Source organism: Streptomyces sp. CNX435, assembly GCF_059570575.1.
In genome coordinates, this window is the sequence record NZ_JCANTA010000025.1 from 95,641 (window position 1) to 108,789 (window position 13,149).

At 75.1% G+C, this 13,149-nt stretch carries 14 protein-coding genes; 9 read left to right on the plus strand and 5 right to left on the minus strand.

What is annotated here, in order from left to right:
- Window positions 1-24: 24 nt before the first annotated feature.
- Together T328_RS30435 and T328_RS30440 are read right to left on the minus strand one after the other, a co-directional pair.
- Window positions 25-618 (minus strand): TetR/AcrR family transcriptional regulator, encoded by a 594-nt coding sequence (locus T328_RS30435; protein ID WP_496499434.1) that lies wholly within the window; start codon window positions 616-618, stop codon window positions 25-27.
- A 52-nt stretch (window positions 619-670) separates the two neighbouring features.
- On the minus strand, window positions 671-1,435 hold the full coding sequence (locus tag T328_RS30440) for an SDR family oxidoreductase (protein ID WP_496499435.1): 765 nt from the start codon (window positions 1,433-1,435) through the stop codon (window positions 671-673).
- Between the two features lie 236 nt (window positions 1,436-1,671).
- On the opposite strand from T328_RS30440, the gene T328_RS30445 reads away from it, so the two are divergent.
- Entirely contained in the window at window positions 1,672-2,133 is a 462-nt protein-coding gene (locus tag T328_RS30445; RefSeq protein WP_496499436.1) for a MaoC family dehydratase, read from the plus strand.
- Here T328_RS30445 and T328_RS30450 read toward each other — a convergent pair.
- Entirely contained in the window at window positions 2,124-2,765 is a 642-nt protein-coding gene (locus tag T328_RS30450) for a TetR/AcrR family transcriptional regulator (RefSeq protein ID WP_496499437.1), read from the minus strand. The two genes, T328_RS30445 and T328_RS30450, sit on opposite strands and share 10 nt — an antisense overlap.
- Before the next feature lie 202 nt (window positions 2,766-2,967).
- Between T328_RS30450 and T328_RS30455 the strand changes: the two genes are divergently transcribed.
- From T328_RS30455 to T328_RS30485, 7 genes are all read left to right on the plus strand, one after another.
- A complete protein-coding gene (locus tag T328_RS30455; RefSeq protein ID WP_496499438.1) occupies window positions 2,968-3,615 on the plus strand; it encodes a TetR/AcrR family transcriptional regulator in 648 nt (215 codons plus the stop codon).
- 80 nt (window positions 3,616-3,695) lie between these two features.
- Window positions 3,696-4,208, plus strand: coding sequence for a DUF402 domain-containing protein (locus T328_RS30460; protein WP_496499439.1), 513 nt, complete (start codon window positions 3,696-3,698; stop codon window positions 4,206-4,208).
- A gap of 203 nt (window positions 4,209-4,411) precedes the next feature.
- The gene (locus tag T328_RS30465; protein WP_496499440.1) at window positions 4,412-5,635 is read left to right on the plus strand and encodes a MalY/PatB family protein; all 1,224 of its coding nucleotides are present in this window, start codon (window positions 4,412-4,414) and stop codon (window positions 5,633-5,635) included.
- Window positions 5,632-7,194 carry an amidase gene (locus T328_RS30470; RefSeq protein ID WP_496499441.1) on the plus strand — a complete coding sequence of 521 codons (1,563 nt, stop codon included), beginning with the start codon at window positions 5,632-5,634 and terminating at the stop codon, window positions 7,192-7,194. The genes T328_RS30465 and T328_RS30470 overlap by 4 nt, the downstream gene beginning before the upstream one ends.
- 19 nt (window positions 7,195-7,213) lie before the next feature.
- Window positions 7,214-7,750 carry a GNAT family N-acetyltransferase gene (locus tag T328_RS30475; RefSeq protein WP_496499442.1) on the plus strand — a complete coding sequence of 179 codons (537 nt, stop codon included), beginning with the start codon at window positions 7,214-7,216 and terminating at the stop codon, window positions 7,748-7,750.
- A gap of 187 nt (window positions 7,751-7,937) precedes the next feature.
- Window positions 7,938-9,305 (plus strand): homogentisate 1,2-dioxygenase, encoded by a 1,368-nt coding sequence (gene hmgA / locus T328_RS30480; RefSeq protein WP_496499443.1) that lies wholly within the window; start codon window positions 7,938-7,940, stop codon window positions 9,303-9,305.
- A complete protein-coding gene (locus T328_RS30485; RefSeq protein WP_496499444.1) occupies window positions 9,302-10,054 on the plus strand; it encodes a GntR family transcriptional regulator in 753 nt (250 codons plus the stop codon). Before hmgA ends, T328_RS30485 begins: the two co-directional genes overlap by 4 nt.
- Before the next feature lie 21 nt (window positions 10,055-10,075).
- Here T328_RS30485 and T328_RS30490 read toward each other — a convergent pair whose 3' ends face one another.
- On the minus strand, window positions 10,076-10,963 hold the full coding sequence (locus T328_RS30490; RefSeq protein ID WP_496499445.1) for an aldo/keto reductase: 888 nt from the start codon (window positions 10,961-10,963) through the stop codon (window positions 10,076-10,078).
- A gap of 114 nt (window positions 10,964-11,077) precedes the next feature.
- Between T328_RS30490 and T328_RS30495 the strand changes: the two genes are divergently transcribed.
- A complete protein-coding gene (locus T328_RS30495; protein ID WP_496499446.1) occupies window positions 11,078-12,361 on the plus strand; it encodes a type ISP restriction/modification enzyme in 1,284 nt (427 codons plus the stop codon).
- Window positions 12,362-12,379: 18 nt separating this feature from the next.
- Here T328_RS30495 and T328_RS30500 read toward each other — a convergent pair whose 3' ends face one another.
- Window positions 12,380-12,691, minus strand: coding sequence for a S8 family serine peptidase (locus T328_RS30500; protein WP_496499447.1), 312 nt, complete (start codon window positions 12,689-12,691; stop codon window positions 12,380-12,382).
- Between the last annotated feature and the right edge of the window lie 458 nt (window positions 12,692-13,149).

Consider the following 13,149-nt stretch of genomic DNA (forward strand, 5'->3'; position numbering starts at 1 on the left):
CGTACCCGGCCCGGCGGCGCCGCGCTACGGGCGCAGGGCGCGCATCAGCAGGTCCGCCAGGTGGTCGGCGACCTCCTGCGCCGACAGCGGCCCGTCCGGGCGGTACCAGCTGCCCAGGTGGTGCACCGCGCCGAAGTGGTAGTCCACCACCAGGTCGGCCGGGGTCGCGGCGGAGAACACGCCGGCGGCCTGGCCCTCCTCGATCAGGCCGCGGAAGCGCTCGTGGTAGCGCCGCCGCTCCGCCCGCACCTCCTTCAGCTTCTCCTGGCCCAGCATGTGCATCGAGCGGAAGAAGATGAGCGCGTCGTCGTGGTTGGCGATGGTGGTGACGACGACGTCCGCCGCAGCCTCCCGCAGCCGCCGCTCGACCGGGGCGTCGAGGGCCGCGTAGTGGTCGAGGCGCTCCTGCTGGAGCCGCAGGAGGCGGGCGTAGATCTCGTGCAGCAGGTCGTCCTTGGAGCCGAAGTAGTGGTAGAGGGCGCCCTTGGTGACCCCCGCCGCCTCGACGATCTCCTGTACCGAGGTGCGGTCGAAACCCCGGTCCGCGAAGAGCCGCGTGGCGACGGCGAGCAGCCGCTCCGGCACCGGCCGGCCGTCGCCGCCCGTCGTCTTCGCCATGGTCTCGCCCCTTCGTCGTCGGCTTCCAGTGTCGCGCCGGTGGTCGCCCGCATCATCCCAGCCCGCTCTCCAGGGTCTGCTGCAGGCGGTTCATCCCCGTCAGCCAGCGGTCCGGATCGGTGGCGCGGACGGCGCTGTACCCGGCGACCTCGGGGTGCGGCAGGATCAGGAAGCGGTCGGCGGCGATGCCGGCCATGACGGCGTCGGCGACCTCCTCGGGCTCGATCCCGCCGGGGGCGAGGACGAGGTCCCCGGCGGCGCCGGCGGCGCGCAGCATGTCGGTACGTACGCCCTGGGGGCAGACCGCGTGCACGGCGACGCCGCGGTGGCGGTACGTCAGCGACAGCCACTCGGCGAAGGCGAGCGCGGCGTGCTTGGTCACGCTGTACGGAGCCGCGCCGACCATCGACAGCAGCCCGGCGGCCGAGACGGTCGCGACGAACCGGCCCTCGCCGCGCTCCAGCCACTCCGGCAGCAGCTCGCGCGCGGCGCGCACGTGGGCCATCACGTTGACGTCCCAGGCGGCGGACCACTCCTCGTCCGCGGCCTCGGGGCCGCCGCCGGTGGCGACGCCGGCGTTGGCGCAGAAGAGGTCGACACCGCCGCCGAGCGCCTCGCGGGCGGCGGGTACGACGTCGGCGGCGTCGCCGGGCAGCGCGACGCCGCCGACCTCGGCGGCGACCGCGCGGGCCTTCGCGGCGTCGAGGTCGTTGACGGCGACCCGCGCGCCCTCGGCGGCGAGCCGGCGCGCCAGTGCGGCGCCGATGCCGCCGCCGCCCCCGGTGACCACTGCCCGCGCGTCCCGCACGCTGCCCACGGCGCCCGCCTTCCCACGGCTGCTCTGATGCTGGTTTCGGGCAGACTAACCGGTCGGTATGTGCCAGGGAAGCCCTCGGCGCGGTCCGCGGGGCGTTGTCAGTGGTGGCGCCGCCGGCGGCCGGTCGGCCGGCCGCGACGCCGTTGACAGCGGCCCGTGGCGCGACCATGCTAAGCAGTCGCTTAGACGATCCCCGTTCACCCCCGTTCACCCCCGTCCGCCCCGGGAGGCACGCCATGGCAGAGCCCCGCACGTTCACCTCGGTCGACGAGCTGAAGGGCGCGGTGGGCGAGCAGTTGGGGCATACGGACTGGGTGCAGGTCGACCAGCGTCGCATCGACCTGTTCGCCGAGGCCACCGGCGACCACCAGTGGATCCACGTCGACCCGGAGCGGGCCGCCGGGGGTCCGTTCGGCGGGACCATCGCCCACGGCTATCTCACGCTCTCGCTGCTGCCGCTCTTCGCCCCGCAGCTCGTCGAGGTCGCGGGAGTGCGCATGGGCGTCAACTACGGCACGAACAAGGTGCGTTTCCCCGCCCCCGTCCCCGTGGGCTCCCGGCTTCGCGCGTCCGCCACGATCGTGGACGTCACCGAGGTCGCGGACGGCGTCCAGCTCGCCGTGCGGTACACGGTCGAGCGCGAGGGCGGCGAGAAGCCCGTGTGCGTCGCGGAGTCGGTGTCCCGCTACTACTTCTGAGCCGCTGCTTCCGCGTCCCGCCCGCCGGTCGCCGCGACCATCCGGCCGACCAGGTCCGCGTACAGCGACCCCAGCTCGTCCGGCGACCTGCTGCCCGCCGCGCTGAACCACCGGGCCACGTCCACGCACAGCGACAGCACCGCCAGCGCCGTCCCCGGCACGTCGGCCACCGCGAACTCGCCGTCCCGTACGCCGTCCTCGATGATCCCCCGCAGCAGCCGGTCGATGTCCCGGCGCAGCGCGACGATCTCCGCGTAGTGCTCCTCGCCGAGCGCCGCCAGTTCGTACTGCACGACGCGCGCCGTCGTGTGGTGCTCCGCGTGCCAGCCCACGAAGGCCCGTACGGCACGCGCCAGCCGCTCCCCCGCCGGGCCCCCGGACTCCGCCGCCGCGGCGATGATTCCGCGGGCCCGCTCGTGGCCGACGCGGCTGATCCGGAAAAGCAGCTCTTCCTTGGTCTTGAAGTGGATGTACAGCGCGGCAGGACTCATCCCGGCGCGGCCGGCGATGTCGCGGGTGGTGGTGGCGTGGTAGCCGCGCTCCGCGAAGGCCCCGACCCCCGCGGTGAGCAGCCGCTGCGCCGCCTCCGGCTCGACGTCGCCCCAGGCCGCGGGCTCCTGGACGTCCTGCATGCGCGCTCTCCGCTCTCCCGGGTGCGGGGGTAACAGCGGAGAACACCCTACCCCCGGTGCTGAGCAAGCGCTTAGGCCCGTACGAACCGGCGGCGACACCCGGCGCCCGGCCCGCGGCCCGCGGCGGACCCGGCGTTCTGGCCCGTGACCTCGCGGTCAGCGGCGCGGGGGCCTGCTGCCCGGCGGTCCTAAAATGTGCGGCATGGCCCGCCCCCGCAAGCCCCTGCTGAGCCGTGCGCGCATCGTCACGGCGGCGCTCGCCCTGGTCGACGCCGAAGGGCTGCAGGCCGTGTCCACCCGGCGGCTCGCCGCCGAGCTGGGGGTCAGCGGGCCGTCGCTGTACAACCACTTCACGACCAAGGACGAGTTGCTGGACGCCGCCGTCGACGCCGTCGTCGCGGAAGTCGACCTGTCGATGTTCGAGGACGGCACGCCGTGGCCGGGGGCGCTGCTCGCGTGGGCCCGGTCGTACCGGGCGGCGCTGGCCGCCCACCCGAACATCGTGCCCGTGCTCGCCCAGGGCCCCGGCCGCAGGCCGGCGGCGCTGCGGCTGGCGGACGCCGTGTTCGGCGGCATGGTCGAGGCGGGCTGGCCCCCGGCGCAGGCCACCCACGTCGGCGCGCTGATGCGGTATTACGTGGCCGGATCCGCGCTGGGTTCGTTCGCGGGCGGGTTCGTCGCCGACCCCGCGGCGTACGCCCCGGAGGACTACCCGCACCTCGGCCGGGCGCACCTGCTGGCGGAGCACCGGCGGGAGGTGGACGAGGGCGCGTTCGAGACCGGGCTGCGGGCTCTCGTGGACGGGCTGCGCCTGCAGTTCGCCCAGCTCAGCGGGCAGCCGTCGGGCTGACGCCCGGTCCGCGCGGGAGCGGCACGGGAGCGGTACGGGGGTGGCGCCGGACGGGGTGCGGCCGGAGCTATGATCCCGCAATGGCCGACCTGGTACGCGTGATCTACCGCAAGTACGACGGCACCCTGCACTGGAACACGACCATGCGCCGCCTCGGCGAGGACGAGCACGGCGTCTGGCTCGGCCAGCCGGCGGGCGGCACGACGCGCAAGGGCACGGGCCCGCCCGTGACATTAGAGTGCGCGCACGTCGCGCTCTTCCCCCGCGACGCCTGGTGGACCGCCGAGTTCAACGCCCCGCCGCGGCGCACCGACCTGTACGTGGACGTCACCACGCCGCCGCGGTGGCGCTCGGCCGCGGAGGTCACCATGGTCGACCTGGACCTCGACGTCGCCCGGCGGCGCGGGGAGCGGGAGCCGCGGCTGCTGGACGAGGACGAGTTCGCCGAACACCGGGTGCGGTACGGCTACTCGGAGGAGACCGTGGCACGGGCGACGGCGTCGGCCGGGTGGCTGATGGCGGCGGTGGCGGAGGGCAGAGGGCCGTTCGCCGGGGCGCACCGGGGGTGGCTGGAGCAGGTGGCGGAGGGGTAGGACGCGCGGCGGCTGCGGAGCACGCCGGGCCTGCGGGGCCCGTATCGCCAACCGGCCGGTAACCGTCGCGTGGAGAGGCGGGAAAACGCAGGTCCGCTGTCGGTGGGCGGACCTACCATGGCGAGCATGGCCCGATCGCGCAGCCCCTTCGCCCGCCGCGTCCCGCCACGTCGCGTCCCGCCGCGCCCCGCCGGCGGGCACCGATGAGCGCCGGGTCGACGCCGGACCCCCCGGTGGCGCCCCTGGTGGCGAACCCGCTGCGCCAGCCGACGCTCGCCGAGCTGCGCCGGCGGACGTCCATGAAGTGGCGGGTGTACCCGCCCGACGTGCTGCCCCTCTGGGTCGCTGAGATGGACACCCTGCTCGCGGAGCCCGTCGCCGCGGCGGTGCGGGCGGCGATCGACCTCGGCGACACGGGGTACGCGCAGGTCGCGCCGTACGCCGAGGCGCTCGCGGAGTTCGCGAAGCGGCGCTGGGACTGGCGGATCCCGGCCGAGCGGATCGCCCTCGTGCCGGACGTGATGCTCGGCATCGTCGAGATGCTGAAGCTGGTCACCGGCCCGGAGGACGCCGTCGTGGTCAACTCCCCCGTCTATCCGCCGTTCTACGCCTTCACCGAGAACCTGGGCCGCCGCGTGATCGAGGCCCCGCTCGGCGAGGACCGCCGCATCGACACAGACGCCCTGCGGACGGCGTTCACCGCCGCCCGCGCCGGCGGTCACCGCGCGGCGTACCTGCTCTGCAGCCCGCACAACCCGACCGGCACCGTGCACACGGCCGCCGAGCTGGCGCAGGTCGCCGTGCTCGCCGAGGAGCACGGGGTGCGGGTCGTCGCGGACGAGATCCACGCCCCGCTGGTGCCGCCGGGCACCGGCGCCCGGCACGTGCCGTATCTGACCGTGCCCGGGGCCGGCCGCGGCTTCGCGCTGCTGTCGGCGTCGAAGGCGTGGAATCTCGCGGGGCTGAAGGCGGCGGTCGTGGTGGCCGGCGAAGAGTCGGCGGGCGAGCTGGCACTCCTGCCGGAGGAGGTCTCGCACGGGCCCAGCCACCTCGGCGCCATCGCGCACGTGGCGGCGTTCCGGCACGGCGGCCCGTGGCTGGACGCACTGCTCGCCGGGTTGGACGAGAACCGCCGGCTGCTCGCGCGGCTGCTGGCCGAGCGGCTGCCCGACGTGGAGTACCGCATCCCGGAGGGTACGTTCCTGGCCTGGCTCGACTGCCGCGCGCTGGGGCTCGGGGACGACCCGGCGGAGGTGTTCCTGGAGCGCGGCCGGGTCGCGCTCGCGTCGGGGATTTCGTTCGGCACGGGCGGCGTGGGCCATGCGCGACTCAACTTCGCCACCTCGCCCGAGGTGTTGACCGAGGCGGTGGACCGGATGGCCGCCGCCGTCGCAGCGTCGCCCCAGCGACCGGGAGGCAGGCCATGACCGACGACGTCACCGAGGACCGGCAGAAGAGCACCGCCGCCGGCGAGCGCGGGCCCGCCGCGCCACGCGCCGGCTCCGGCGCCGAGCCCCCCGCCCGGGACGCCGCCGCGCCCGCCGACCGGACACCCGCCGACCGCGCGCCCGTCCACGCCTTCCGCGACGACGCCCTCGGCGCGCACGACGCCGTCGCCCTCGCCGACCTCGTCCGCGCCGGCGAGGTCACCGCCGGGCAGCTGGCCCGCGCCGCCGTCGAGCGCATCCGCCTCGTCGACCCCGAGCTGCACGCCGTCGCCGTCCCCGCCTACGACGCGTACGCGACGGGCACGACGGACGCCACCGCCACCGGCCCGCTCGCCGGCGTGCCCACGCTGCTCAAGGACAACACCGACTACGGCGGCCTCCCCACCGGCCACGGCAGCGCCGCCTTCACCCCCCACGCCGCGCCCCGGCACGCGCCGTTCACGCGCCAGTTCCTCAGCACCGGCATGACGTTCCTCGGCAAGACGCGGCTGCCGGAGTTCGGCTTCAACGCCAGCACGGAGTACGAGAACGACGAGCCGGTCCGCAACCCCTGGCACCCGTCCTACTCCCCCGGCGGCTCCTCCGGCGGCAGCGCCGCGCTCGTCGCCTCCGGCGCCGTGCCCCTCGCGCACGCCAACGACGGCGGCGGCTCCATCCGCATCCCGGCCGCGTGCTGCGGGCTCGTCGGCCTGAAGCCGACCCGCGGCCGGGTCGTGGCGAACGAGACGGGCCGCCGGCTGCCGATCGACATGGTCACCGACGGCGTCGTGAGCCGGTCCGTGCGCGACACCGCCGCGTTCCTCGCCGCGATCGAACGGCACTGGCGCAACCCGCGCATGCCCCCGCTCGGCCTGGTCGAGGGCCCGGGCTCGCGCCGCCTGCGCATCGGCCTGGTGGCCGAGTCGCCGACCGGCTCCCCGACCGACGCCGCCACCCGCGCGGCCGTCGCCGCGGTCGCCACCGCGCTGGAGGGGCAGGGCCACACCGTCGAGCCGTATGCACTGCCGCTCGACGGCCGCTTCGAGCAGGACTTCATCTCGTACTGGGGCCTGCTCGCCTTCCTCGCCGGCGCCGGCGGCCGGTTCGTGTACGACCGGCACTTCGACGGCCGCCGGATGGACGGACTCAGCAAGGGCCTGCGCGCGACGTACCTGCGCCGGATGCACACCACCCCGGCCGTCCTGCGTCGCCTGCGCCGCGCGGCGGACGAGGCGTACGACGCGGCGCTCACCCGCTACGACGTACTGCTGTCCCCGGTCCTCGCGCACACCACCCCGCGGCTCGGGCACCTCTCCCCCAACGTCCCGTACGAGGAGCTGCTGAACCGCCTGCGGGCGTACGTGGCCTTCACCCCGATCAACAACATCAACGGCAGCCCCGCCATCTCGCTCCCCGCCCCCGCCGCGGAGCCGGCCGCCGCGGGCGGCGTGCCGGTCGGCGCGATGCTCTCGGCGGCCCACGGCGACGAACGCACGCTGCTGGAGCTGGCCTTCGCCCTGGAGGCGGACCGGCCCTTGCGCCGGATCCAGGACGTCTGAAACGGAGCGGGGAAACGGAATGGTCTTGGGAAAGCTGGTCAGGCTGCGCGCGTTCGAGCCTGCGGAGGCGGACGCGCTGTGGCGGTGGAACCACGACCCGGACGTGATGCGCTGGATGGACGACGGCTACGCGGTGTCCCTGGCCCGGGTCAGGCGGAAGCTGGAGGAGCGCGCGCCGAACGCGTACGACGATGTCCTCTACGCGGTCGAGGTGCTGGCCGACGGCGCCTTGATCGGGCTCGTCCGGCTGCGCGACGCCGAACCGGAGACGGGACTGGCCGAACTGGACATCTACCTCGGCGAGAAGGAGTACTGGGGCCGCGGCTACGCCACGGACGCGCTGCGGGCGATGTGCCGCTTCGGCTTCGAGGACATGCGGCTCCACAAGATCTCGCTGACGGTGGTGACCGAGAACCACGCGGCGATCAGCGTCTACAAGAAGGTGGGCTTCGTGGAGGAGGGCCGGCTGCGGTCGGTGTTCCGGCGGGACGGCCGCTGGTACGACCAGTTCACGATGGGGCTGCTGGAGGGCGAGCTGCTGGACGACAGACCTTAGTGCGGCCCTGTGCTTTGCGGGCGGGCGGGCACCAAGCCAGCGCCGGTGGTTTTCGGCGCCCAGGCCGTCCGGGCGTGCGGTGGGGCACCCGGGCCGGCTGGCGCCGTCGGCGTACGCCTGAGACCATTCCTATGGTTCCCCATAGGAATGGCTGAGGCTTAGGGCCGGGAAGGCGGGCGGTACCACGATGATCAGCAGCGCAGAGCAGTCGCGCAAGACCGCCGAAGGGCTGTCGTACCTCTCCGGCTTCGGCAACCAGCACAGCACCGAGGCCGTCCCCGGCGCCCTGCCCACCGGCCGCAACTCCCCGCAGCGCGCCCCCCTCGGGCTCTACGCCGAGCAGCTGTCCGGCTCCGCGTTCACCGAGCCCCGCGCCCACAACCGGCGCTCCTGGCTCTACCGCATCCGCCCCTCCGCCGCGCACCCGCGCTTCGTGCGCGCCGACAACGGCGCCCTGCGCTCCGCCCCGTTCGCCGACGCGGTCCCCGACCCCAACCGGCTCCGCTGGAACCCGCTGCCCGAGCCCCCGCCCGGCACCGACTTCCTCGCCGGGCTGTGGACCCTCGGCGGCAACGGCGACGCCACCCGGCGCACCGGCATGGCCATCCACCTCTACGCCGCCAACGCCCCCATGGACCGCGTCTTCTCCGACGCCGACGGCGAACTCCTCATCGTCCCCGAGCGCGGCGGCCTCCTGCTGCGCACCGAACTCGGCCTGCTGCGCGCCGAGCCCGGCCACGTCGCCCTCATCCCGCGGGGCGTCCGCTTCCGCGTCGAGCCGCTGGACGCCGGCGCCACGGCACGCGGCTACATCTGCGAGAACTACGGCAGCCCCTTCACGCTCCCCGACCTCGGCCCCATCGGCGCCAACGGCCTGGCCAATCCGCGCGACTTCCTCGCCCCGGTCGCGGCGTACGAGGAGACGGCCGGCCCGGTCAAGGTCGTCAGCAAGTTCTGCGGCAACCTCTGGACGGCCACGTACGACCACTCCCCGCTCGACGTCGTCGCCTGGCACGGCAACCACGTCCCGTACGTCTACGACCTGCACCGCTTCAACGTCATCGGCACCATCAGCTACGACCACCCCGACCCGTCCATCTTCACCGTCCTCACCTCGCCGTCCGACACCCCCGGGCTGGCGGGCGTCGACTTCGTCGTCTTCGCACCGCGCTGGCTCGTCGGCGAGGACACCTTCCGGCCGCCGTACTTCCACCGGAACGTGATGAGCGAGTACATGGGCCTCGTCGAGGGCGCGTACGACGCGAAGACCGCCGGACCGGGCGGCTTCGTGCCCGGCGGCGGCTCGCTGCACAACATGATGTCCGCGCACGGCCCCGACCAGGAGACCTTCGACCGGGCCTCGGCGGCGGAGCTGAAGCCGCAGAAGATCGACGACGGGCTGGCGTTCATGTTCGAGACCCGCTGGCCGGTCACGCTCACCCCGCAGGCGCGGGACGCGGAGCACCTGCAGGCGGACTACGACGACGTGTGGCGGGGGCTGCTGCGGCAAGCAGGGGGTCTGGAGGGCTCCCCCAGAGAACACAGCAGGCCATGACCGGCCTCTTCGCGCCCGACTCGCTCCAGCTCAACCGGAAGCTGCCGCTGTGGTACCAGGTCTCGCAGTCCCTGCGCGCCTCGATCCTCGGCCGCCCCCCGGACGCGCCGCTGCGCCTGCCCACGGAGGAACAGCTCGCCGAGCATTACGGCGTCAGCGTGCTCACCCTCCGCCAGGCGCTGAAGGAACTGGAGGAGGAGGGCCTGATCACCCGCCACCGCCGCCGCGGCACGTTCATCCAGGAGACCGCCCGGCGCACCACCCCGGTCCGGCTGCTGGGCTCGGTCGACGCGATCGTCGCCCAGCAGTCCGGCGACCGTACGACGCTCCTCGCGCACGGCCCGGCCCCGGTCCCCGCCGACCTCGCCGCGTACTTCCCGGACCTCGGCGAGGCCATGACGTACCGCCGCCTCCGCCACGACGGCGACACCGGCGAACCCACCAACTGGGCCGTCAACACCGTCCGTCCGGAGGCCGCCGCCCGTATCGACCCGGCGGACCTGGAGCGCTGGCCGATGACGAAGGTCCTCCGCGACCGGGCCGGCATCCGCATCGCCCGCATCACGGACACGGTCACCGCCACCCTGGCGGACCCGGAGACGGTCGAGCTGCTGGGGGTGCCACTGCTGAGCCCGATCCTGCACTACACGGGCGTCTCGTACGACGACGGCGGCCGGGTGGTGGACGTGGCCCGGATCCGCTACCGGGGCGACCGGTTCTCGTTCAGCATGACGCTGGAGGCCCCGTAACGGCGGCTCCCCCGGTCCGGTTCAGCCCAGCAGCTCCGCCTCCTCGGCCGTGAGCCGGGCCGCGCCCGCGGCGACGTTCTCCGTGACGTGGTCGGGGTTGCCCGTGCCGGGGATGGCGAGGACGTGGGGGCCCTGGTGGAGGGTCCAGGCGAGCCGGATCTGGGCGGGGGTGAGGCCGTGGGCGCGGGCGACGGACCGGACCTCCGCGCCGTCCGTGCCGGTGGCGCCCGCCTCCCGGCCCTCGCCCGCGATGGCGAAGAACGGCACGTACGCGATGCCCTGTTCGCCGCACGCGCGCAGCAGGGCCTGCTCGTCGGGGTCCGCGCCGACGCCGTAGGCGTTCTGGACGCAGACGACCGGGGCGATCGTCCGGGCCTCGGCGAGCTGGCCGGCGCTGACGTTGGAGACGCCGAGGTGGCGGACGAGGCCGGCCGTGCGGCAGTCGGCGAGGGCGCCGAAGTGGTCGGCGAGGGAGCCGTTCGCGCGGCGGCGGCTGGGCGGGAGGCGGAGGTTGACGAGGTCGAGGTGGTCGCGGCCGAGCTGGCGCAGGTTCTCCTCGACCTGGCCGCGGATCTGCCCGGGCTCGGCCCACTCCCAGGCGCCCGAGGGGTCGCGGCCGGGCCAGACCTTGGTGGCGAGGACGAGGTCGTCGGGGTACGGGGCGAGGGCGGAGTTGATCAGTTCGTTGGCGGAGCGGCGGGGGGAGAAGTAGAAGGCGGCGGTGTCGATGTGGTTGACGCCGAGTTCGACGGCGCGGCGCAGTACGGCGTGGGCGCGCGGCCGGCCGCCGGCGTCCGGCTCCGCCGCGGCGGGCAGGCGCATGGCGCCGAAGCCGAGGCGGTTGACGGTGAGGTCGCCGAGGCGCCAGGTGCCGGCGGCGTCCGCGGTGGTCGTCGGGGAGGGGGCCATGGGCGGAGTCTGACATGGGGCGCCCCGTTGGCGGGGACATCGGGGATGTCGCACCGGGATCGTAGGATGCGAAGCGCCCTGCGGGCGGCTCGGGAGTCGAGGGGAGGACGGTCCATGGGGAGTTCGCCGGACAGCGGCCCGGCGGCGCCGGCGGACGCGCCGGCCACGGGCCCGTCCCCCGACAGCCACTCCGCCCCGCTGCTCGCCGACCTCATGCCCTGGTCCGTCGCCCCGCTGCGGCTCGGGCGGGAGTGGGTCATGGCGCCCGACTCCGCGTCGTTGCGGGCCCGGTGGGACGCGCTCGTACGGGCCGAAGGCGCCGAGCGGGACGCGCTCTTCCGGCCCACCCGGGCGCGGACGCCGCACCGGGCCGTCGCCCAGCTGCCCGGGCGGGCGGCCGGGACCGGGCGGCTGGCGCGGGAGCCGGGGCCGTGTCCCGAGCCGGTGCGGGTGCTGCACGGCGCGTACGACCGGCAGTGGCTCCTCCCCGACAACCGGCTCATCGACGCCGCCCGCCCCGAGCTGTGGCGCGTCGCGGACGACCGGCAGTTGTTCGCCGTCGAGGCGGGCTATGTGGCGCAGGGGCCGGGCGGGGCCGCCGGGGCGGGTGGGTTCGCGGTCGTCGCCTCCGCGCTGCTGCCGGACGGGCGGTCGCCCGCCGGGCGGCCGGGGCGGATCCGGCCGCTGTACCGGCGGCCCCGGGGCCGGGAGCCCAACGTCGCGCCCCGGCTGCTGCGCCTGCTGGGCCGGCGGCTGGGCGGCAAGGTCACGCCGGAGGACCTGCTGGCCTGGGTGCTGGCGGTCGGCCGGGCCACCCCGCGCGGCTGCGCGGTGCCGCTGACCGGGGACGCGGAGGCGTGGCGGGCCGGGGTGGGGCTGGGGCGGCGGATGCTGGAGGTGCAGCTGCGCGGGGTCCGCGGCGGCGAGAAGCCGCGGCTGCCGGGCGGGCGGCGGCCGTATGTGCGGGCGGCGATACCGGCCCGGCCGGCGGAGGTGTCGTACGACCCGGAGGAGGAGGCGCTGCTCCTCGGCGCGGGGCGCATCTCGCCGGTGCCGCGCGGGGCGTGGGAGTTCGCGGAGGGCGGCGTCTCCGTGCTGGAGCAGTGGATCGCCGAGCGGATGGAGCCCGCGGAGCCGGGGACGCTGGCGGCGATACGGCCGGCGGCGTGGCCGCAGGAGTGGACGTCGGAGCTGCTGGAGCTGATCACGGTGCTGGCGCTGCTCGCGGAGCTGCGGGCCGCGGCGGGGTACGGGGAGTCCGGCTCGTACGACGCGGAGATCACGGCGGCGGAGCTGCAGGCGGCGGGCATCCTGCCCGCCCCGGCGGCGGCGCGCCGCCCGGCGTCGGTGCTGGACCACCACGAGGAGGGCCCGGAGGGGCAGTTCGCGCTGATCTGACCCGCCGGCCTCCGCCGGCTAGCGCCGTACGGCGTCCAGGGCGTCCACCACCCCCGCGCCGTAGAAGCCGTTGAGCCGGTCGTCGCCCTTGCAGGCGGCGTTCTCGACTCCGTCGCCGTCCGGGTCGTAGAAGTCGGGGCAGCCGGGGTTGTCGGCCTGGGCCAGCAGCATGCTTCGCAGCTCCGCGGGGGTGGCCCGCGGGTGCGTGCTGGCGAGCAGGGCCGCGACGCCGGACGCCTGCGCGGTGGCGGCCGAGGTGCCCGGGCCGGAGCTGTACCCGCCGTCGAGCCAGGTGGACAGGACGTATCCGTCCTTCGAGGGGGTAGCCAACTGCTGGCCGGATAGTGTGCACGAGGGTGGTGTGACTCGATCGTGTGATGGTCGGCTTGTGGGCTTGCGGTGGCCCGGGCCGTTCGGGCTACGGTGATCGTGCGATCTGGGACGCCGGGTAGGGCGCCAGCGTGCGGGGCCCCCGCTCCACCGGAGTGATGGTTCGGGGCTTCCCCGTCGCCCTCTGGCCGTGCCCACATGGCCAGGTCGTGAGGGAACCGGCCTCCCGGGATCGGACCACGGACAGGATCCGTGTCGCTGCCCCGGGGTCGAGTACGCCGGGGACCAGTGCGCCCAAGACCGTTCGGGGCGTGCGGCCGAGCGGAGTCACTCCCGCTCAGTCCACAGGAACGGTGTCCGGGATCTGGTAGTCGTCGCCGCCCGGGGCGGCGGCGTCGATGACGCCGAGGCCGTGGTCCGAGTGGTCGGACTTGAGGTTCTCCGAGCCGACCGACGCC